The organism is Klebsiella sp. Shm-1 (assembly GCF_040804525.1).
Taxonomy (GTDB): Bacteria; Pseudomonadota; Gammaproteobacteria; order Enterobacterales; family Enterobacteriaceae; genus Klebsiella; species Klebsiella pneumoniae.
Genome location: NZ_CP161823.1, coordinates 125796 through 144571 on the forward strand (window position 1 = coordinate 125796; position 18776 = coordinate 144571).

21 protein-coding genes are annotated in these 18776 nt (G+C 54.3%); 10 read left to right on the forward strand and 11 right to left on the reverse strand.

From position 1 onward, the window contains the following. Positions 1 to 367 precede the first annotated feature (367 nt). A complete protein-coding gene (locus tag AB1E37_RS00615) occupies positions 368 to 2068 on the forward strand; it encodes a lysophospholipid acyltransferase family protein (RefSeq protein WP_032447942.1) in 1701 nt (566 codons plus the stop codon). Positions 2069 to 2105: 37 nt separating this feature from the next. Here the strand turns inward: AB1E37_RS00615 and AB1E37_RS00620 are convergent, their stop codons facing one another. Next, a complete protein-coding gene (locus AB1E37_RS00620; RefSeq protein WP_004216995.1) occupies positions 2106 to 2237 on the reverse strand; it encodes a hypothetical protein in 132 nt (43 codons plus the stop codon). Between AB1E37_RS00620 and AB1E37_RS00625 the strand changes: the two genes are divergently transcribed. From AB1E37_RS00625 to pyrE, 5 genes are all read left to right on the forward strand, one after another. After that, entirely contained in the window at positions 2197 to 3123 is a 927-nt protein-coding gene (locus AB1E37_RS00625; protein ID WP_269465041.1) for an HlyD family secretion protein, read from the forward strand. The genes AB1E37_RS00620 and AB1E37_RS00625 overlap by 41 nt on opposite strands. After that, positions 3116 to 4033: an ABC transporter ATP-binding protein gene (locus AB1E37_RS00630; protein WP_004152982.1), complete on the forward strand. Its 918-nt coding sequence runs from the start codon at positions 3116 to 3118 to the stop codon at positions 4031 to 4033. The genes AB1E37_RS00625 and AB1E37_RS00630 overlap by 8 nt, the downstream gene beginning before the upstream one ends. Further along, positions 4020 to 5159 (forward strand): ABC transporter permease, encoded by a 1140-nt coding sequence (locus AB1E37_RS00635; protein ID WP_002922603.1) that lies wholly within the window; start codon positions 4020 to 4022, stop codon positions 5157 to 5159. The genes AB1E37_RS00630 and AB1E37_RS00635 overlap by 14 nt, the downstream gene beginning before the upstream one ends. Positions 5160 to 5255: 96 nt before the next feature. After that, positions 5256 to 5972, forward strand: a complete 717-nt coding sequence (gene rph, locus AB1E37_RS00640) for a ribonuclease PH (protein WP_002922602.1) — start codon at positions 5256 to 5258, stop codon at positions 5970 to 5972. A gap of 110 nt (positions 5973 to 6082) precedes the next feature. Beyond that, on the forward strand, positions 6083 to 6724 hold the full coding sequence (gene pyrE, locus AB1E37_RS00645) for an orotate phosphoribosyltransferase (RefSeq protein ID WP_002922600.1): 642 nt from the start codon (positions 6083 to 6085) through the stop codon (positions 6722 to 6724). A 47-nt stretch (positions 6725 to 6771) separates the two neighbouring features. On the opposite strand, the gene slmA is transcribed toward pyrE, so the two are convergent. From slmA to coaBC, 3 genes are all read right to left on the reverse strand, one after another. Beyond that, a complete protein-coding gene (slmA, locus tag AB1E37_RS00650; RefSeq protein ID WP_002922598.1) occupies positions 6772 to 7368 on the reverse strand; it encodes a nucleoid occlusion factor SlmA in 597 nt (198 codons plus the stop codon). Between the two features lie 124 nt (positions 7369 to 7492). Then, complete coding sequence (dut, locus tag AB1E37_RS00655; protein WP_004145270.1) at positions 7493 to 7951, reverse strand: dUTP diphosphatase; 459 nt, start codon at positions 7949 to 7951, stop codon at positions 7493 to 7495. Continuing rightward, entirely contained in the window at positions 7929 to 9143 is a 1215-nt protein-coding gene (coaBC, locus tag AB1E37_RS00660; RefSeq protein WP_004188117.1) for a bifunctional phosphopantothenoylcysteine decarboxylase/phosphopantothenate--cysteine ligase CoaBC, read from the reverse strand. The genes dut and coaBC overlap by 23 nt, the downstream gene beginning before the upstream one ends. 172 nt (positions 9144 to 9315) lie before the next feature. Between coaBC and radC the strand changes: the two genes are divergently transcribed. From radC to mutM, 4 genes are all read left to right on the forward strand, one after another. Further along, the gene (radC, locus tag AB1E37_RS00665) at positions 9316 to 9981 is read left to right on the forward strand and encodes a DNA repair protein RadC (RefSeq protein ID WP_002922589.1); all 666 of its coding nucleotides are present in this window, start codon (positions 9316 to 9318) and stop codon (positions 9979 to 9981) included. A 216-nt stretch (positions 9982 to 10197) separates the two neighbouring features. Further along, complete coding sequence (rpmB, locus tag AB1E37_RS00670) at positions 10198 to 10434, forward strand: 50S ribosomal protein L28 (protein WP_000091955.1); 237 nt, start codon at positions 10198 to 10200, stop codon at positions 10432 to 10434. Between the two features lie 20 nt (positions 10435 to 10454). Then, on the forward strand, positions 10455 to 10622 hold the full coding sequence (gene rpmG, locus AB1E37_RS00675; RefSeq protein WP_002922510.1) for a 50S ribosomal protein L33: 168 nt from the start codon (positions 10455 to 10457) through the stop codon (positions 10620 to 10622). Between the two features lie 135 nt (positions 10623 to 10757). Beyond that, complete coding sequence (mutM, locus tag AB1E37_RS00680; protein WP_004173907.1) at positions 10758 to 11567, forward strand: bifunctional DNA-formamidopyrimidine glycosylase/DNA-(apurinic or apyrimidinic site) lyase; 810 nt, start codon at positions 10758 to 10760, stop codon at positions 11565 to 11567. A 187-nt stretch (positions 11568 to 11754) separates the two neighbouring features. On the opposite strand, the gene coaD is transcribed toward mutM, so the two are convergent. The 7 genes from coaD to rfaQ all read right to left on the reverse strand — a co-directional run bounded on the left by coaD (position 11755) and on the right by rfaQ (position 18689). Beyond that, positions 11755 to 12234, reverse strand: coding sequence for a pantetheine-phosphate adenylyltransferase (gene coaD, locus AB1E37_RS00685; RefSeq protein ID WP_002922501.1), 480 nt, complete (start codon positions 12232 to 12234; stop codon positions 11755 to 11757). Beyond that, a complete protein-coding gene (locus AB1E37_RS00690) occupies positions 12231 to 13007 on the reverse strand; it encodes a glycosyltransferase family 2 protein (protein WP_004145264.1) in 777 nt (258 codons plus the stop codon). Before AB1E37_RS00690 ends, coaD begins: the two co-directional genes overlap by 4 nt. Continuing rightward, positions 13007 to 14281 (reverse strand): lipid IV(A) 3-deoxy-D-manno-octulosonic acid transferase, encoded by a 1275-nt coding sequence (gene waaA, locus AB1E37_RS00695; RefSeq protein ID WP_004145263.1) that lies wholly within the window; start codon positions 14279 to 14281, stop codon positions 13007 to 13009. Before waaA ends, AB1E37_RS00690 begins: the two co-directional genes overlap by 1 nt. 91 nt (positions 14282 to 14372) lie before the next feature. Further along, on the reverse strand, positions 14373 to 15362 hold the full coding sequence (locus AB1E37_RS00700; RefSeq protein WP_004173909.1) for a glycosyltransferase: 990 nt from the start codon (positions 15360 to 15362) through the stop codon (positions 14373 to 14375). A 29-nt stretch (positions 15363 to 15391) separates the two neighbouring features. Next, positions 15392 to 16486 carry a glycosyltransferase gene (locus AB1E37_RS00705; protein ID WP_032447940.1) on the reverse strand — a complete coding sequence of 365 codons (1095 nt, stop codon included), beginning with the start codon at positions 16484 to 16486 and terminating at the stop codon, positions 15392 to 15394. A gap of 2 nt (positions 16487 to 16488) precedes the next feature. After that, positions 16489 to 17616, reverse strand: a complete 1128-nt coding sequence (locus AB1E37_RS00710; protein ID WP_004901367.1) for a glycosyltransferase family 4 protein — start codon at positions 17614 to 17616, stop codon at positions 16489 to 16491. Beyond that, positions 17613 to 18689, reverse strand: coding sequence for a putative lipopolysaccharide heptosyltransferase III (gene rfaQ, locus AB1E37_RS00715; RefSeq protein WP_004181527.1), 1077 nt, complete (start codon positions 18687 to 18689; stop codon positions 17613 to 17615). Before rfaQ ends, AB1E37_RS00710 begins: the two co-directional genes overlap by 4 nt. Positions 18690 to 18776: the final 87 nt, after the last annotated feature.

The following is an 18776-nucleotide window of genomic DNA, read 5'->3' on the forward strand; positions in this document are numbered from 1 at the left end:
GCTGTAGGTGGGGTTATATATTATGGGAATCCATAGTTAATATTTTTCTGATATTAGATACGGGCATGGAATTCGGATGCCTTTGTACAAATGCATATACCGCCAGAAAAGCTATTCTGTGAGTTTTAGGAAGTATAACCACCAGAAATGAGATAGGGTATTACCTTTAAGCATTATGTATGTTTTTTTTGCATTGATTACTATAAATTTATTAAAACTTTGGTGATTGTATTTATGGTGAGAATACTGTTGTATTAATTATATCTAATTGTTTTGTTTTGGCCTTTTTAAGTTTTATGCGGTATTGTCCGACTGAAAGAACGCTAGTATAGTCGTTTACGATGAGTTCTATAAAAAGGATTTTAATATGGACGCTATCTTTGACAGAGTCGTAAGGGAATTTTTTCCAAATACAACCATACCTTTTTGGAAAAAATGGCTATTCAGGACGGCATTTGGCAATAAGGTATTTTCTCGCTTAATATATAACGAGCGACTCGTTAATAAAAATGGGGTCGAGTGGGTTAATGCAGTTGTTGAACTCCTTGAGTTGAAATGTGAAAGCGAACACCACCAATTTAACAACATACCTGAGCATGGGGCTACGGTTGTTATTTCAAATCATCCGACGGTTATCGATGGACTTAGCTTAATACATACGGTCTCCCGAGTCAGGAGTGATATAAAAATAATAGCTAATCACGTTTTGCCAATTATATTCCCCCAGGTATCGGAACTTACCATTGGAATTGAGAATATGGCCGGTAAGATGAGCCATAAAAAATTCCGCGAGATGAACGATCACCTGCGAAAAGGAGGCGTATTGATTATATGTCCTGCGGGTAAGCTAGCTAACTGGTCTCTTTCCGGGTTACAGGAGCATAAGTGGAACCCCGGTTTTTTACAGCTTGCTATGAGAAATAATGCAGCATTGGTACCAATTCATATTACGGGAGCAAACAGTAAGATTTATTATCTTACTGCAACATTCTGGCGGCAACTGTCGAATATGATGGTTATTCGTGAAGCTCTCCGCCATCATGGCAAGACCATGAAAATCAATATAGGACAGCAAATAGCCTTATCCTCGTTTAAAGAATACAATAAAGATCTTTCTGCCGCGGCAAATGTATGTTTGACGCACCTCCAGAGTATAGCGAAGAATGGCCCGGCTCTGTTAGATACGATTGCGCCGCAAGAATTAGAACCAGGTAAAGAGGAGCTAATTAGCGCAATAGAGGAGTGCGAAATATTAAGGCAGTTTGAAGACGGTAGAAAACTAGTGATATATCGCTGTAATACTAACCGAACCTCACCCATTATTGATGAGTTAGGGCGCTTACGCGAACGCTGTTATCGCGATATTGGTGCCGGAACTGGTAACGACCGAGATAACGATGTTTTTGATGAAAGTTATTATCATATCATTTTGTGGGATCCTTCTGATGTGGAAATCCTGGGAGCATATCGTGTTATGCCCGTTGGCGAGCAGCTGGCCCAACATGGTGTAACAGGCCTCTATAGCAACAGCTTGTTTAAATACCATGATAATGCCTATTCCTGTTTAGAGAAGTGTGTGGAAATTGGCCGCGGTTTTATTCAGAAACCTTATCAAAAAAGTAAGGTGCTTGATTATTTATGGCAAGGGATATTTGACTTTATAAAAAGATATCCGGACTATAAATACTTGCTGGGTGTGCTGACCATTCCTGGAGCTTTTCCTGAAAAAGTACAGAAGCTCATCATCAGTTTCTATAATATATACTTTTCCTCGACAGCTGATTTTTGTACGCCGATAGCATTGTTCACTGCCGAAAATGTACAGGATGATACTCCATTTTGTGGCGAAGATTTTAGAGCAGACTGGAGCATGCTTAATCACCTGCTGAGAGAAGAAGGTTATGAACTTCCCTGGCCTTTTAAACAGAGTGCTAAATGGTTCTCCCCGGGCGGATCGTCGATTCTTGCATTCACAAAAGATTATTCTTTTAATTCGATAGCTGGGTTAAATCTGAGCTCTATAGATAAATTGAATGAAAGCTACGTTAAGCATTATTTAAGAGATTAAACTGACGATGATTGTCCGGTCCTGGAGCGAGCGTGCCTCAATCCAGACCGTAGTGATAAGGGAAATGATATGCGTATGGATGCGTTTTAATGCGAAAGCCAATAAATGTATTTATTATACTGATATCGGTGCTGATACTCACCGGGTGTGATAACAAACCAGATAACATGTTATCCGGTTATTCACATGGAGAATTTGTATACCTTTCATATTCTGGTAATGAAAAAATAGAACGGATCTTGATCAATAAAGGAGATAACGTCGCCGCAGGACAGGAGTTAGTGAAGATTGAGTCCTTCGATGCGCAAAATATTTTCCTGCGCGCTGAGGAAAAACTATCAGCAGAGAGCGCTCTATTACGAAATCTGGAATCTGGAGAACGGCCTGAAGAGCTGGATATTATACGTTCGCAGATTAAAAAAGCACAATCGGCAGAATCCCAGGTAAAGCGGCAGCTTGGGCGATATCGTAATCTTTACGCCAATCATGCCATATCGCTTGCGGAATGGGAGGATATCCGGGATGAATTAACTCAAAAAGGCGCACAGGTTGAAGAGTTAATTAATCAACTCAAAGCACGGCAACTCCCTGCCCGGCAGGATGAGATTAGCAAGCAGCGCTCAATGGTGGCCGCGGCAAAACTCGAACGGGATAAGGCGCTGTGGGATGTCCAGCAAACGACGATTGTTTCTCCGGTCAATGCTAAAGTCTTCGATATTATTTATCGTGCCGGGGAGCGCCCTTCTGCTGGTAAACCAATAATCAGTCTGTTACCTCCTGAGAATATAAAAGTACGCTTCTTTATACCCGAAGCGAAGCTCGGTAAATTTAAAATCGGATCTAAGGTAAAACTTATATGCGATGGTTGCGCTGAGCCCATTGCTGGCGTTATTAACTATATCAGCCCTGAGGCCGAGTTTACGCCTCCAGTTATTTATAGTACGAAACGTCGTGAGAAGCTCATTTTTATGGCGGAGGCTATCCCTGCGCTGCAGCAGGCAGGGCGGATGAAAATCGGCCAACCGTTTGATGTGGAGATTATTGGCGATGAATAATCTTTGTATTGATGTAAAAAATCTCAATAAACATTTTGGCGAGCATCACGTCGTAAAGGATTTCTCTTTACAGGTAGCAAAAGGCGAGATCTATGGTTTTCTCGGTCCGAACGGTAGCGGAAAAACGACATCGATTCGAATGATGTGTGGTTTGATTACGCCGGATTCCGGTGAAGGTACTTGTCTGGGTATGGATATCTTTACGCAGCGGGAAAAGATAAAGAAAAAGATAGGCTACATGACCCAGTATTTCTCAATGTGGGGAAATTTAACTATTCGGGAAAACTTACTTTTTATTGCGCGGTTATATAGCCTCGATCGGCGTAGAGATCGGGTTGAACGTGCGCTTTCTGAGTTAGGCCTCACTGCCCGACAGCACCAGCTGGCTAAGGAGCTTTCTGGGGGCTGGAAGCAAAGAATGGCCCTCGCCGCCTGTATGTTGCATGAACCTGTTTTGCTATTTCTGGATGAGCCGACTGCTGGCGTGGATCCCAAGGCGCGGCGAGAGTTCTGGCAAATGCTGCACCAGCTCTCTGACCGGGGGATCTCGATACTGGTGAGCACGCATTATATGGATGAGGCTGAGCGCTGCCATAAGGTTGCCTATCTCTCATATGGTCGGCTGCTGGCGAATGGCACTATTGCGTCGATTATCGCCTCCCAGAATTTGATCACCATGCGAACCAGCGGCGCCGGTCTGACGCTGCTTGAAAGCCAGCTACAGCGCTTGCCGGATATTGAGCAAACGGTCATTTTTGGCAATCAGCTTTATATTACATCCAGAGATGAAGCGAAGTTAAAATCCGCGCTTTTTGCCTTTACGCAACAGGGTTATGAGTTCTGTAAGGTGGATACCAATCTGGAAGATGCATTTACCTACTTGATGAAAAATAATTGTGAAAAAAATTAATTTTAGCTTCTCCGTTACGCGGTGGATTGGCGTGGTTATTAAGGAAATTCACGAGCTACGCCGTGATAAAGTCAGCATCAGTATGGTGCTCCTGACACCTCTTTTTCAGCTGATCATTCTTGGCTATGCCATCAATATGGATCCGCATAATCTTCCGACCGCCTTACTAAATTATGATACCGAACGCATGAGTCAAATCTTTGTGACGGAAGCGCAAAATACCGGGTATTTTTCGATGATTCCTGTCGATTCAGAAGAGGCGGCGCAGAAAGCCTTTGTGCGGGGGGATGTCACTTTTATCGTGACGATCCCTGAAGGGTTTACGCGCAAGTTACTGCGTGGAGAAAAGCCACAACTATTAATTCAGGGGGATGCCATCGATCCGATCACCACGGGGAATGCGCTCAGCGCCCTTGTGCAGGTGGCGAAGTCGATGTTTCAGCACGATTTGCCGGGCGACATGCGTGTGGTGCAAAAAGAGGATGATTTCGAGCTTATCATTCATCGCATGTTTAACCCTGAGGGGATAACCCAGTTTAATACTATTCCCGGTATTATGGGGTCTATACTCAGTACAACGTTAATCCTGATGACCGCCCTGTCAATTACCCGCGAGCGAGAAAACGGGGCGTTAGAAAATTTACTGGTCTCTCCGTTGTCCGGGCTTGAGGTCATTATTGGGAAAATAACGCCTTTTGTTATCATTGGTCTGTTTCAGGCGACGTTAATCCTGATTGCCGCCGTTTTGTTGTTCGATATCCCCCTTCACGGTAGCGTCTTCCTACTATTTTTTGTGCTGTTAATTTATGTCTTTCTTTGTCTGTCAATTGGTATCGGTATTTCTGGCTTAGCACAAAACCAGCTGCAGGCGCTGCAAATGTCCTCTTTTTACTTTATCCCTTCCATTATGCTGTCCGGCTTTATTAGCCCCTTTATTAGTATGCCTGACTGGGCGAAAGCCATTGGCTCCTGTTTACCGCTGACCTACTTCATCCGCCTGGTTAAGGGCATTATGCTGAAAGGCTATTCAGCAACGGCATTGTTGCCTGACCTCTTGCCGCTGATAGGCCTGGCGGTGATTGTCATTGGCGTGGGGTTGAAATCTTATCGTAAAACGCTGGACTGACATTATCGGCGCGTCCGGCTGGAGTGGGCATAGGCTTTTTGCCATGAAATTCGTATAATGCGCCCTCACATTCGTTTCAAGCCGGAGATTTCTATCATGCGTCCAGCAGGCCGTAGCGCTAATCAGGTGCGTCCCGTCACCCTGACCCGTAATTACACAAAACACGCTGAAGGCTCCGTGCTGGTCGAATTCGGTGATACCAAAGTGCTGTGCACTGCCTCTATTGACGAAGGCGTTCCGCGTTTCCTGAAAGGCCAGGGCCAGGGCTGGATCACCGCTGAATACGGCATGCTGCCGCGTTCTACGCACACGCGTAACGCGCGTGAAGCGGCAAAAGGCAAGCAGGGCGGCCGGACGATGGAAATTCAGCGCCTGATTGCCCGCGCGCTGCGCGCAGCGGTTGACCTGAAAGCGCTGGGCGAATTCACGATTACTCTCGACTGCGATGTACTGCAGGCCGACGGCGGCACCCGCACCGCCTCCATTACCGGTGCCTGCGTGGCGCTGGCCGATGCGCTGAATAAGCTGGTCGCCGCCGGCAAGCTGAAAACCAATCCGATGAAAGGGATGGTGGCCGCGGTCTCCGTCGGTATCGTAAATGGCGAAGCCATCTGCGATCTGGAGTACATCGAAGACTCCGCCGCGGAGACCGACATGAACGTGGTGATGACCGAAGATGGCCGTATTATTGAGGTGCAGGGCACTGCGGAAGGTGAGCCGTTTACCCATGAAGAACTCCTCACTCTCCTGGCGTTAGCCCGAGGGGGGATCGAGTCCATTATCACGACGCAGAAGGCGGCGTTAGAAAATTAATGATTAAGGCGACTGAGAAGTCGCCTTTTTTTTGCGCTTTATCCTTCATCACACCTGCGAAGGGGAGCGCGCAGTCTGACAATGATGAAAAGTACCAAAGGAGCGAATCCATGAAGCCGTATCAGCGCCAGTTTATTGAGTTTGCGCTTAGCAAGCAGGTTCTTAAGTTTGGCGAATTCACGCTGAAATCCGGGCGCAAGAGCCCCTATTTCTTCAACGCCGGCCTGTTTAACACCGGGCGCGATCTGGCTCTGCTGGGCCGTTTTTATGCCGAGGCGCTGGTGGATTCCGGAATTGAGTTTGACCTGCTGTTTGGCCCGGCCTACAAAGGAATCCCAATCGCCACCACCACCGCGGTGGCGTTAGCCGAGCATCATGACCGCGATCTGCCTTACTGCTTTAACCGCAAAGAGGCAAAAACCCATGGCGAAGGCGGCAATCTGGTCGGTAGCCCGCTGCAGGGCCGGGTAATGCTGGTGGATGACGTGATCACCGCCGGTACGGCGATTCGCGAATCCATGGAGATTATCCAGGCCCAGGGCGCGCAGCTGGCGGGCGTTCTGATCTCCCTGGATCGTCAGGAACGCGGCCGCGGCGAGATCTCCGCCATTCAGGAAGTGGAGCGGGATTACGGCTGCCAGGTTATCTCAATCATCACTCTGAAAGAGCTGATTACTTATCTGGAAGAGAAACCCGAGATGGCGGAACACCTGGCGTCAGTTCGCGCCTATCGTGAAGCCTACGGCGTCTAAGACATACGCCCGGTAAGCGTCACGCTACCGGGCATCTCAGAAGAAGATTACTGCAGCTGTGCGGCGACCAGCGGCCAGCGGGCGTCGAAATCATCCGTCGGACGATATTTGAACTCGCTGCGCACAAAGCGCGACAGCATGCCCTCGCAGAAAGCCAGCAGCTGGCTGGCCAGCAGGGTTTCGTCGAGGGTGTAGCCTTCGCCTTCGCGCATTTTTTTCTCGCGCATCACCTGGCGTAGCTGCGCTTCGATGCGCTCAAAAAGCTGGTTGATGCGACCCTGAAGCCGGTCCTGTTCGAACATCAGCGCGTGCCCGGTGAGGATACGCGTCAGCCCAGGATTACGCTCGCCAAAGCCAAGAATCAACAGAACGATCAGGCGCAGGCGCGCGGTGGTGTCCTTTTCATCTTTCAAAATCAAATTGATGCGCGTAATCAGACTGTCTTCAATGAACTCGATCAGGCTGTCAAACATGCGGGTTTTGCTGGGAAAATGGCGATACAGCGCGGCTTCAGAGACGCCGACGGAAGCCGCCAGTTTCGCGGTGGTAATACGCTGACTACCATCGCTGGATTCCAGCATCAGCGCCAGAGATTGAAGTATTTCTTCGCGACGATTCCGTTTCGCAGTTTGCTTTTCTGCCATGTTTTAAAATACCCCTGAAAATAAGCACTTGTCAGGCAGACATCCACAACGCGACCGCAAACCAGGGCTTGCGGTAATGTTATTGCGTTATGCGCGTTGGGATGCAGATTCCGTGTTGCTGGGCTTATTTACGCCCTGAGTGACCGAAGCCGCCTTCGCCGCGGTCGGTGGCATCGAAGGATTCCACCAGGTTAAATTCCGCCTGAACGACCGGCACAAAGACCATCTGCGCGATACGTTCGCCCGGCTCGATAATAAAGCTCTGCTGACCGCGGTTCCAGACGGACACCATCAGCTGCCCCTGGTAATCGGAGTCGATAAGGCCCACCAGGTTGCCCAGGACTACGCCATGCTTATGACCCAGGCCGGAGCGCGGCAGGATCACCGCCGCCAGAGAGGGATCGGCGATATGAATCGCAAGGCCGGTCGGCAACAGCGTGGTTGCGCCCGGCGCCAGCTCTACGGCGTCGTCGAGACAGGCTCGCAGGTCAAGTCCGGCGGAGCCGGAGGTGGCATAGGTCGGCAGCGGAAATTGCTGGCCGACACGCGGGTCCAGAATCTTAACGTCGATTTTTTTCATCATAACGGGTCACGATCTCGTCGAGTAATAATTGGCCCAGGAGTTCCTTGCGCTCAAGTGGTAAGCGCTTTTCCCCATCCTGCCAGAAAAGGTGTAGTGCGTTGCTGTCGCTGTTAAAGCCCTGATTAGGCTGGGAAACATCGTTGGCGCAAATCAGGTCGAGGTTCTTGCGGGCACGTTTTTGCCGCGCATATTCTTCCACATTATTCGTTTCGGCGGCAAACCCAACGACGTAGGGGCGATGTGATTTTAGCGCCGCGACCCCGGCCACGATATCCGGGTTTTTAACCATTTTTATTGTTAATTCATCACCTTGTTTTTTTATTTTATCTTCGGCGATGACGGCGGCGCGGTAATCCGCTACTGCGGCGCAGCCAATAAAAATGTGCTGCTGCTGGGCGCCAGCCTGGACGGCCGCTTCCATCTCCAGCGCGGTAGTGACATCAATGCGCTGCACAAACGGCGGGGTCGGTAGCGATACCGGCCCGCTGATCAAGGTCACGTTCGCGCCCCGCTGCGCTGCGGCGGCGGCAATCGCGAAGCCCATCTTGCCAGAGCTGTGGTTGGTGATATAACGCACCGGATCCAATGGCTCACGGGTCGGGCCCGCGGTAATCATGAGGTTGAGATGTTGCAAATCTTTGACAGGGGAGGCGAAATGCTGCGCGGCCATGTCTACGATAGTTAACGGATCGAGCATTCTCCCCGGGCCGACGTCGCCGCAGGCCTGGCTACCGCTGTCTGGTCCCCATAGCAGCAGCCCGCGGGTAGCGAGCGTCTGCAGATTATGCTGGGTGGCCTGCGCGCGATACATCTGCTGGTTCATGGCGGGCACCACGGCAACCGGGGATGGGGTGGCAAGACAGATCGTCGACACCAGATCGTTGGCCATGCCGGCCGCCACGCGAGCGATTAAATCGGCGGTCGCTGGGGCGAGGATCACCAGGTCGGCCCATTTACCGAGCTCAATATGGCCCATTGCCGCTTCCGCCGCCGGATCGAGCAGGCTGTCGGAAACCGGATAGCCGGATACCGCCTGCAGGCTGAGTGGGGTGATGAACGCTTTTGCCGCCTCCGTCATCGCGACACGCACTTCCGCGCCGCGTTCACGCAGCCGGCGCACCAGTTCCGGGGTTTTATACGCCGCGATGCCGCCGCTGACGCCCAGGACGATTTTTTTACCCGCCAGAGTCATCATGATGTCTTCCTGTTGCCGTAGACCAGAATCCGCGCATCTTATCACAATCCTGCCGCCGTCGTGTCTCTGCCGGGCATTCACTTTGCGAGCGGCTACGCAGGGTGAAAATCGACGGGTCGGCAGCGCCGTCAGGCTGTGCCAGGATAGGCTGATTCACCCAGGAGGGCGCATGGACGGAATGGAAAATCTGATGCCACGGGAGAAGATGCTGCAATACGGCATCGAAACGCTAACGGATGTTGAGCTGCTGGCGCTGTTTCTGCGCGTCGGCACGCGTCGTCAGGATGTGCTCAGCTATGCCCAGGCGTTACTGCAGCGTTTTGGCTCACTCTACGCTCTGCTTTCCGCTGATAAAGCGCAACTGATTGCTGTAGACGGACTGGGGCTGGCGAAATATGCCCAACTGAAGGGCATTGCCGAGCTGGCGCGACGCTATTTTAGCTCGCAGCTGGTCGAGGAGGCCGCGCTGGTCACCCCCTCGATGACGCGCGAGTTTTTACAAAGCCAGCTGACGGAAGAGGAGCGCGAGATCTTTATGGTGATCTTTTTAGATAATCAGAACCGGGTGTTGAAACATAGTCGTCTTTTTTCTGGTACTCTTAGCCACGTTGAGGTGCATCCGCGAGAAATTGTACGCGAAGCCATCAAAGTGAACGCCGCCGCCGTGATCCTTGCGCATAATCATCCCTCCGGTAGCCCGGAGCCAAGTCAGGCCGACAGACTGATTACCGAAAGGGTGATAAAATGTTGTAGATTCATGGAGATACGCGTGCTTGATCATCTGGTTATCGGCCGCGGTGCGTATGTATCTTTTGCCGAACGTGGCTGGATTTAGCCCCGAACTGGCGATCCTTCGGGATCTTTGTCTGTTCGGGACTTGAGCACATCGCCGAGTCAGCGTATACTACGCCACCTTTGAGAATCTCGGGTTTGGCATTTGGGCCTGGCAGTCGAGAGTTCACATTGAACTGCGATGACCAGGCTGTAAAGCCTGACGAGGCGCCAATACCCCATACGAAGCTCGAGCTAATTTGATTTTTGGAGAATAGACATGTCCCGAGTCTGCCAAGTTACTGGCAAGCGTCCGGTGACCGGTAACAACCGTTCCCACGCACTGAACGCGACTAAACGCCGTTTCCTGCCGAACCTGCACTCTCACCGTTTCTGGGTTGAGAGCGAGAAGCGTTTTGTCACCCTGCGCGTATCTGCTAAAGGTATGCGTGTAATCGATAAGAAAGGCATCGATACAGTTCTGGCTGAACTGCGTGCCCGTGGCGAAAAGTACTAAGTACTTAGAGGAAATAAATCATGGCTAAAGGTATTCGTGAGAAAATCAAGCTGGTTTCTTCCGCTGGTACTGGTCACTTCTACACCACCACGAAGAACAAACGTACCAAACCGGAAAAAATGGAACTGAAAAAGTACGATCCGGTTGTACGTCAGCACGTTATCTACAAAGAAGCTAAAATTAAATAATTTTAGCCTCCTTGTATAAAAACCCCGCTTCGGCGGGGTTTTTTGTTTTTAAAACTCCCCCATATTGCTTTCACATACTCCCTTTTCAGTCACCTGTCCGTGAAGCACAATACGTCGGGTAAACGGAGGAAAATCATGCCTGAATTACCAGAGGTTGAAACCAGCCGCCGCGGCATCGAGCCGCACCTGGTTGGCGCAACCATTCTGCACGCCGTCGTGCGCAACGGACGGCTGCGCTGGCCGGTTTCCGAAGAGATCTATCGCCTGAGCGACGTTCCGGTTCTCAGCGTGCGTCGCCGCGCCAAATACCTGCTTCTGGAGCTGCCGGACGGCTGGATCATCGTCCATCTTGGGATGTCGGGGAGCCTGCGCATCCTGAGCGAAGAGCTGCCTGCTGAAAAACACGATCACGTTGACCTGGTCATGAGTAACGGCAAGGTGTTGCGCTACACCGATCCACGCCGCTTTGGCGCCTGGTTGTGGACCAGAACGCTGGAAGGCCATCCGGTACTGGCCCATCTTGGCCCGGAGCCGCTCAGCGACGCGTTCAACGCCGACTATCTCCAGCAAAAATGCGCGAAGAAGAAAACCGCGATCAAACCCTGGCTGATGGATAACAAGCTGGTGGTGGGCGTGGGGAATATCTACGCCAGTGAATCGCTGTTCTCCGCCGGGATCCATCCTGACCGGCTGGCGTCCTCGCTGTCGCGGGAAGAGTGTGAGCAGCTGGTGAAGGTGATTAAGCTGGTCCTGCTGCGTTCGATAGAGCAGGGCGGCACCACGTTAAAGGATTTCCTGCAAAGCGATGGCAAGCCGGGCTACTTCGCCCAGGAGCTACAGGTCTATGGCCGCAAGGGCGAACCCTGCCGGATCTGCGGCACGCCGGTCGTCGGGACCAAACATGCCCAGCGGGCGACCTTTTATTGCCGTCAGTGCCAGAAGTAGTCTCAGGAACAGGAATGTTTGTCGGCCAGGTCAGCGGGCCTGCGGGTGCGCATCTGGTGGGCCGGGGGCGTTTGTAGGCCAGGTCAGCGTAGCGCCATCTGGCACAAAGACCGGGACAGAGCCGGTGTGAATGGCCCAGCGGCGCAGTGCTGCGCCAGCCGACGTGGCTCATGTCCCGGCAGATGCGTTACTTCAGCTTATTCAACAGCGCCTGATGCACATTAGCTGGCAGAAAGTGAGAAACGTCGCCCTGGTGGCGCGCCACTTCCTTCACCAGTGAGGAAGAGATAAACGACCACTCTTTGCACGGCATCAGAAACACGCTCTCAAGGGTGGGCATCAGGTGGCGGTTCATATGAGCCAGCTGCATCTCATACTCGAAATCCGCCACCGCCCGCAGGCCGCGGATCAGGATATTGGCCTGCTGCGCGCGCGCGAAATTGGCCATTAAATCACTGAAGCCGATAACCTCCACGTTCACCAGGTGGGCCGTCGCCTGCTCTGCCAGCGCAATGCGCTCATCAAGGCTGAACATCGGCTTTTTACTCGGGCTGGCGGCGATAGCCAGCACCACTTTATCGAACATACTTGCCGCGCGGGTGACAATATCGATATGACCGTTGGTGATGGGGTCGAAGGTACCCGGATAGATCGCTTTTGTGCTCATGATGACTCTTTCTCCGAGTAGCCGTGGCTCAGCGCCCACAGCTCGGTATATTTCGTAAACGTATACTGCGCGTTGACCATCGCCAGTAACCATCCCTGTTTACCGTCCAGCACCCCACCGCGCAACAGCAGCGTCTTGAGGAACGCGCCCAGCGTATGGCTGAAAATCCCTGCCATCGAGGTCTTCTTGCCCTTCTGGTGACGCTCAAGCGCCCACGCGGCGGCATACGCCAGCTGTTTTTGCTGGAAGCCAGCGAAGTCGCGGCAGGTCAGGTGCAGGAGATCGCCGGTCAGCGGAATAACCTCGGCGCCCAGGCTATCCAGCGATTCATGGACCAGATTATCGTTATAGCGGTAACGGGCGCGTTCGTACAGGCGCAGGACGCGATCGGGATACCAACCGCTGTGGCGCATAAAGCGTCCGAGAAAATAGTTACGGCGGGCGATGCTGTAGATGGCGCCGCGCTGGGGGGCGTCCAGTACCTTAAGAATAGCCTGCCTGAGTTCTGGCGTGACGCGCTCATCGGTATCGATCATCAACACCCAGTCGCCGGTGGCGTAATCCTGCGCGCGCTGGCGCTGAATGCCATAGCCTCGCCAGTCGGTATGGGTATAGACCTGGGCGCCGAGGCGGCGGGCCAGCTCAACGGTGTTGTCGGTGCTACCGGAGTCGAGGACGATAATTTCATCCGCCCAGCTAACGGAGCCCAGACAATCCGGCAGCAGGTCGGCGGCGTTTTTAGCGATCATCACCACGGAAAGCCGGTTCGACATTAATGACTCCGCTGCGGCAGGTAAGGTTGCAGTAACTGTAGCAGACGCGACAGCGCGCCCTGGTTCTGGTGCAGCACTTCCACCGCGTGACGGCCATACCACAGACGGTAATCTTCATCGGTCAGGAGCGTGGACACCTCCCTGACCAGCGAATCGGCATCGGTAACGGTGATCAGGCCATCGTCCTGCTGCAGCTTGGCGCAGATATCTTTGAAGTTGAAGGTATGCGGACCCATCAGCACCGGAATGGCGTGCGCCGCCGGCTCTAGCGGGTTATGGCCGCCGCGCTCCACCAGGCTGCCGCCGACGAAGGCGAGGTCGGCAATGCCGTAGAGCAGCATCAGCTCGCCCATGGTATCGCCAATGACTACCTGGGTACTGGAGGAGGGGATCTCGCCGGTGCTGCGCAGAGTAAAGCTCATCCCAGCCTTTTGTACCATCTCACGGGCGTCGGGGAAGCGCTCCGGATGGCGGGGAACAAGGATCAGCAGCAGGTTCGGGAAAGTCTCCAGCAGTTTTTTATGCGCCTGGAGGATGATTTGTTCTTCACCGTCGTGGGTGCTGGTGGCAATCCAGACCTTGCGGTGCGGTGCCCATTGCCGACGCAGCGTCACCGCCCGGGCCGCCAGCTCTGGCGTTACGGAGATATCGAATTTCAGGCTGCCGGTGACCGCCAGCTGGTTGCGCTTCAGCCCCAGAGAGAGGAAGCGGTTACCATCTTCTTCATTCTGCGCGGCGATAAGCGTAATGCGGCTCAACAGGCGGCGCATAAAGCCGCCCAGTTTGGCATAGCCTTTGGCGGAACGTTCGGACAGGCGCGCGTTGGCGATCACCAGCGGGATCTTACGCTTATGCAGCGCGGCCACCATATTCGGCCACAGCTCGGTCTCCATAACGATCACCAGCTTCGGCTGAACGGTGTTCAGGAAGCGGTTCATGGCGCCGGGCAGATCGTAGGGCAGATAGACGTGATGAACATCTTTGCCAAACGCCGACATGGCGCGCTCGGAGCCGGTCGGCGTCATGGTGGTGACAGTGATCGGCAGAGAAGGGTAGCGGTGGCGCAGGGCGCGGACCAGCGGAATGGCGGCTAAGGTCTCGCCGACGGAAACGGAGTGCAGCAGAATGCCATCCGGCTCTACCTTGTTCTGACAGAAGCCATAGCGTTCCGCCCAGCGTTTGCGATAGGCAGGAGCCTTACGACTGCGCAGCAGCAGCCGCAGCCACACCAGCGGCTGAATAAGGTAAAGTAGGGTGGTATAAAGCAATTCCAAACTATTTATCCGTTCTCTGTTTTGGCGGGCAAATTCTAAGCATTTAGCCCGCGTAAAGCTATCTCTTTGGCGGAAACAGCGGGTTTTTGGTCTATCCCGCGTGGCGATAACGCTTAATACGCAGATAACGGCGTCCCAGGCGCCAGCGTAAACGGAAAGTACAGGCGTTTTTCCAGATTAACCGCCAGATACCGCGGTCGAAGAATTCGTTAATAATAACATGCTTTTTGGACTCATCTTTCATGCTATCGAAGGTATGGATGATCCCCAGGCCTTCTTTGGCGATCTGCCAGCGACAGGCGGCGATATGGCGTACTTTATCCGGGTAGCGCTGGTTAATCGCCTCCAGCATCTCCAGAATCTTCATATAGTGGCGCGCCGAACGCATCAGCGTGTCGTCGTTGTCCGGCTTATGCGACACCGACTCAGAGTGAATGTAGTAATCATAGAACTGCTGACTGGTGTACTGCACGCGCTCCGCGGCCAGCAGGGCTTCTGTGGTCCATGGGATATCCTGATGGCGCAGGCCAGGCTCGAAATGGAAGTGATGCTGGCGGATAAAGTCGTGACGATAAATATTAAGCCAGGTGACGTGCAGAAACTTCCGCGAGTCCAGGGCCTGCTTAAGCCAGACATGGCCCGGCAGCACATCCGTCGAGGGCAGGCGATCCAGTGGGAAGATCGGGTGGCTCTCGCGGCGCTTTTCGTACACATAGGTGCCGTTGCAGGTGGCGATATCGAGATGTTCTTTCTCGGCCATCTCCAGCAGCGTGCGATACATGCCCGGATAGAGTTTGTCGTCGATATCCGGAAACGCGAGATATTTGCCGCTGGCGGCGGCGAGGCCGGTATTGCGCGCGACCGAGACGCCCTGGTTTTCCTGCTCCAGCACCTGGACGTTCTGCAGCCGCTCCTGCCATTCGGCGATCACCGCCAGGCTGTTGTCTGTCGAACCATCGTTCACCAGGATCAGTTCATAGCTGTCCAGCTGCTGCTGTTCAATGCACTCAAAGAATTGCGCTAGAAATTTCTCACCGTTGTAGACGGCAGCCACGATGCTCAATAAAGGCGTTTGACTCATAAATCTTCGATCCTGGTTAACTAACGGCGTCAGGTGCGCTGCAGCTGACGGTACTGCTGACAAATGGATACGACGCTGAATTTTTCCAGCGCGGCATCGTCGATGGCCGGCGGGTTATGGTAAATGCTTTGCATCGTCTGAGCCAGCGCCGGACTGGTCAAATCCGCCAGACCACGGGCAAGTTCGCCGGTGAGGATCTCGGTGACGCCGCCGGGGCAGCGGGTGCTGGCGACAGGAGTATGTAACAACAGCGCCTCCACCACCACATTGCCGAATCCTTCGCTATCGGAGCTCAAAACCAGCATCCGTGCGCCTTTGATCCACGGTAAGGGGTTTTTCTGAAAGCCTTTGAGCCACACCCGATCGTCAATGTGCAGCGTTTTTGCCAGCTGGCGCAGGCGCTGCTCTTGCTCCGGTTTTCCCTGGCCTAGCAGCACCAGCGGTGCGTCGATGCCGCTCTGCGCATAGGCTTCAAGCAGGCGGTCATGGCGTTTGCCCGGATGGAAGCGACCGACGTGAATCAGGTAGTCACCGTCCGGGCGCTCGCTATCGGCTTCCGCCTCGGCGCGCAGGGCAGTGATATCGAAGGGATTGTAGATGGTTTTCAGCTGCGCCGGGCGCAGGGCAAACTCTTCCACCAGATCTCGCCCCACCGCGTCGGAAACCGTCACCACGTTGCGACCCTGATAAATTCGCTTAATTTTCTGCTGCTTCATCCAGCGGTCAAAGCCGGTGCGGTGCCCGAGATAGGAGGCCGAAAAGACGCCGTGCAGACAGAACCAGACGTTACGCTCGCGCAGCGCCCGGCTGCGGGCGACGATGCGGTCGGTTTTGTGCAGGTTGGAGAGCACAAGGTCAAATTGCCCCTGCTGTTCGGCCCGCACGACTGCGGCGTCCAGCTGGCGGGCGCGGCGGGACAGCTCGGTCAGCTTGCGCCACGGTTTACGGCAGCGATCGGCAACTACCTGGTAGTCGAGCCCCTCGGGCAATGGGTACTCGCAGACATCGCGCAGCGAAATGAGCGACACCCGATCGCCGTCGCGCAGGAACTGTGCCGCCAAGGTCAGGACCACTTTTTCCGCGCCGCCGCCGGGTAAACCGTCAATCACAAATAAGATGCGCATCGTTAATTCACCAGATCCTGATAAAGAGAAAGCAGCTGGGTTGAGAGTCGCTCGCTGGTGCAGGCCATAATGCGCTCGCGGGCGTGACCGCCTTGCGCGGAGCCCAGCGCGCGCGCGGGCAGGGCCATTACCGCCTGCTGTAGCGCCGGGATATCCAGAGCGTCGCAGACGTAACCGTTGTGGCCGTCGACGATAAACTCCGCCCCGCCGCAGCCGGTAGTGGTGATCACCGGCAGACCGCAGGCCATTGCCTCGAGGATGACGTTGGGGAACGGATCGTAGAGGGTCGGCAGCAGCAGACCATCGGCCATTTGATAGAAGGGCAATGTCTCCGACTGCATGCCGAAGAAGCGCACCCGCGCTTCACAGTTCAGGCTCTTCGCCAGCGCCTGATAGCGAGGCTGATCCTTATCTTTGCCGACCACCAGCAGGTAGCGATCGGTGGGAGCGATGGCGCGGATCGCCGCCGCCAGCCCCTTGCGCTCAAAGCCGGAGCCGACGTAGATCAGGCAGGTCGCCTGCAGCGGTAGCTGCCATTTGGCGCGTAAGGCGGCAAAGGTCTCTTCGTCCGGCGGCAGGAAGCGCTGGTTATCAATGGCGTTATAAATAACGTGGATCTTCTCCGCCGGCAGGCCAAAGTCTTCGATGATCTCGCGCTTGATCATCTCGGCGTTGCAGATCACCCCGCGCAGGTGTGAGTCTTCATACATCTCGCGCTCCGCCTGCATGACGTAGCGGTGGTAACGGTCGGCGAACAGCAGGCGGCTTTTCCAGGCCGGTAAAATGCGCGAGCGCTGCTGCAGCCAGCGGCGATGAACGCCATCGCCAGCGCGGTAGAGATCGCAGCCGGGAATACGTTCATGGCTCTGCACCAGGTCGAAGGACTCGCGCTGCCAGAGCGCGCGCGCGGCGTTGGCAAAGCCGCGCTCGCGGCTGATGCGCCCCCATTTACGTGGGTTACAGATATGGATCTGCCAGTCCGGTTTCACCGGCCCCTGCCATTCGCGGGTGATGACGTTCAGTTGCAGATGACTGCTGTCGAGGGCTTCCAGCGCGCGGGAGACAAACCGTTCTGCGCCGCCGTCCGGGCGGTACTTCTGCCGCACCAGAGCCAGCCTGAATTTACTCATGCCAGTACCTTTTTCGCCGCCGCGATCACGGCGTCGGTAGGAATTAAATCAAGATAACGTTCGTCGGTGTTGGTGTTGATAGCGTCCGGATCGGGCAGCGGACCGAAGTCGCCGGCCCAAATCACCTCGCCTTTCGCCTGCCACGGACGCCAGAAGGTCAGCTTCGAGGGACCGAACAGGGCGACCAGCGGAGTGCCAAGGGCTGCAGCCATATGCATCGGCACCGAGTCGACGCCGATAAACAACCGGGCATGATCGATCACCGCCGCCAGCTGGCGCAGCGTTAACTGGCCGGCTAAAGAGTGTAGTCGCGCCTGCGGGCAGCCGGCGATGATGGTATCCACCATCTTCTTCTCTCTAGCATCGGGGCCGGAGGTGAGCACCACCGCGTATCCTTCGGCGGACAGCGCGTTGATCAGGGCGCTCATCCGATCTTCACGCCAGCATTTAAAGAACCAGCGCGACGTCGGCTGGATGACGATGTAGTGTTCCCGGAAGTCCTCCGGCAGCAGGGCGCGGCTGGCGGCCCAGTCTGCTTCGCTGTAGCCCATCCGCGCCGGCGCATCGTTCAACTGGAGACCGAGCGGAGCGAGAATAGAGAGATTCTGCTGTACCGTATGCAGCTGGTTGTGCTGTTGGGTGGAGGCCAGCGCGGTGTGGCAATAGCGCCAGACCGGGTGGCGGCGCTTCGGAAAATCAAAACCAATCCGCGTCGCGGCGCCGGTCAGTTTGCTGATAACCGCGCTCGGCCACTGGTCGGCCAGGTTAAGCACCATATCGTACCGCTGCTGGCGCAGCGTCTGAATGAGCTGCCATTGCATCTTCAGCTGATACCTTTTTCCCTGCTTTTTCCAGCGGCGATCGAGACCATAAATATGGTGGATATCGGGGTTGGCTGCGAGCATATCCCGGGTCTCTTCATACAACAGGACATCCACGCTGGCGGCGGGGTACTGCTGTTTCAGCGCGTGAATAAGCGGCGTGATCAGCAGCATGTCGCCATGATGGCGCAGCTTAATGACCAGGATCCGCGCCGGGTTCAACGGGCCGCGGGAGAGGGTTTCAGGCGTCATACTCTGTTCTTCATCCAGGATAAGGGTTCCGATTCTAGGGGATCAGACAGATTGAGAGAAGCGTTGTATTGCTCTACCATGACCCGA

What these genes read in the sequence shown, in the direction of transcription:
- AB1E37_RS00615 (WP_032447942.1), top strand. Translation starts at nt 368, where the DNA reads ATGGACGCTATCTTTGACAGAGTCGTAAGGGAATTTTTTCCAAATACA.
- AB1E37_RS00620 (WP_004216995.1), bottom strand. Translation starts at nt 2,237, where the DNA reads ATGTTATCTGGTTTGTTATCACACCCGGTGAGTATCAGCACCGATATC.
- AB1E37_RS00630 (WP_004152982.1), top strand. Translation starts at nt 3,116, where the DNA reads ATGAATAATCTTTGTATTGATGTAAAAAATCTCAATAAACATTTTGGC.
- rph (WP_002922602.1), top strand. Translation starts at nt 5,256, where the DNA reads ATGCGTCCAGCAGGCCGTAGCGCTAATCAGGTGCGTCCCGTCACCCTG.
- pyrE (WP_002922600.1), top strand. Translation starts at nt 6,083, where the DNA reads ATGAAGCCGTATCAGCGCCAGTTTATTGAGTTTGCGCTTAGCAAGCAG.
- slmA (WP_002922598.1), bottom strand. Translation starts at nt 7,368, where the DNA reads ATGGCAGAAAAGCAAACTGCGAAACGGAATCGTCGCGAAGAAATACTT.
- dut (WP_004145270.1), bottom strand. Translation starts at nt 7,951, where the DNA reads ATGATGAAAAAAATCGACGTTAAGATTCTGGACCCGCGTGTCGGCCAG.
- coaBC (WP_004188117.1), bottom strand. Translation starts at nt 9,143, where the DNA reads ATGACTCTGGCGGGTAAAAAAATCGTCCTGGGCGTCAGCGGCGGCATC.
- radC (WP_002922589.1), top strand. Translation starts at nt 9,316, where the DNA reads ATGGACGGAATGGAAAATCTGATGCCACGGGAGAAGATGCTGCAATAC.
- rpmB (WP_000091955.1), top strand. Translation starts at nt 10,198, where the DNA reads ATGTCCCGAGTCTGCCAAGTTACTGGCAAGCGTCCGGTGACCGGTAAC.
- rpmG (WP_002922510.1), top strand. Translation starts at nt 10,455, where the DNA reads ATGGCTAAAGGTATTCGTGAGAAAATCAAGCTGGTTTCTTCCGCTGGT.
- mutM (WP_004173907.1), top strand. Translation starts at nt 10,758, where the DNA reads ATGCCTGAATTACCAGAGGTTGAAACCAGCCGCCGCGGCATCGAGCCG.
- coaD (WP_002922501.1), bottom strand. Translation starts at nt 12,234, where the DNA reads ATGAGCACAAAAGCGATCTATCCGGGTACCTTCGACCCCATCACCAAC.
- AB1E37_RS00690 (WP_004145264.1), bottom strand. Translation starts at nt 13,007, where the DNA reads ATGTCGAACCGGCTTTCCGTGGTGATGATCGCTAAAAACGCCGCCGAC.
- AB1E37_RS00700 (WP_004173909.1), bottom strand. Translation starts at nt 15,362, where the DNA reads ATGAGTCAAACGCCTTTATTGAGCATCGTGGCTGCCGTCTACAACGGT.
- AB1E37_RS00705 (WP_032447940.1), bottom strand. Translation starts at nt 16,486, where the DNA reads ATGCGCATCTTATTTGTGATTGACGGTTTACCCGGCGGCGGCGCGGAA.
- AB1E37_RS00710 (WP_004901367.1), bottom strand. Translation starts at nt 17,616, where the DNA reads ATGAGTAAATTCAGGCTGGCTCTGGTGCGGCAGAAGTACCGCCCGGAC.
- rfaQ (WP_004181527.1), bottom strand. Translation starts at nt 18,689, where the DNA reads ATGACGCCTGAAACCCTCTCCCGCGGCCCGTTGAACCCGGCGCGGATC.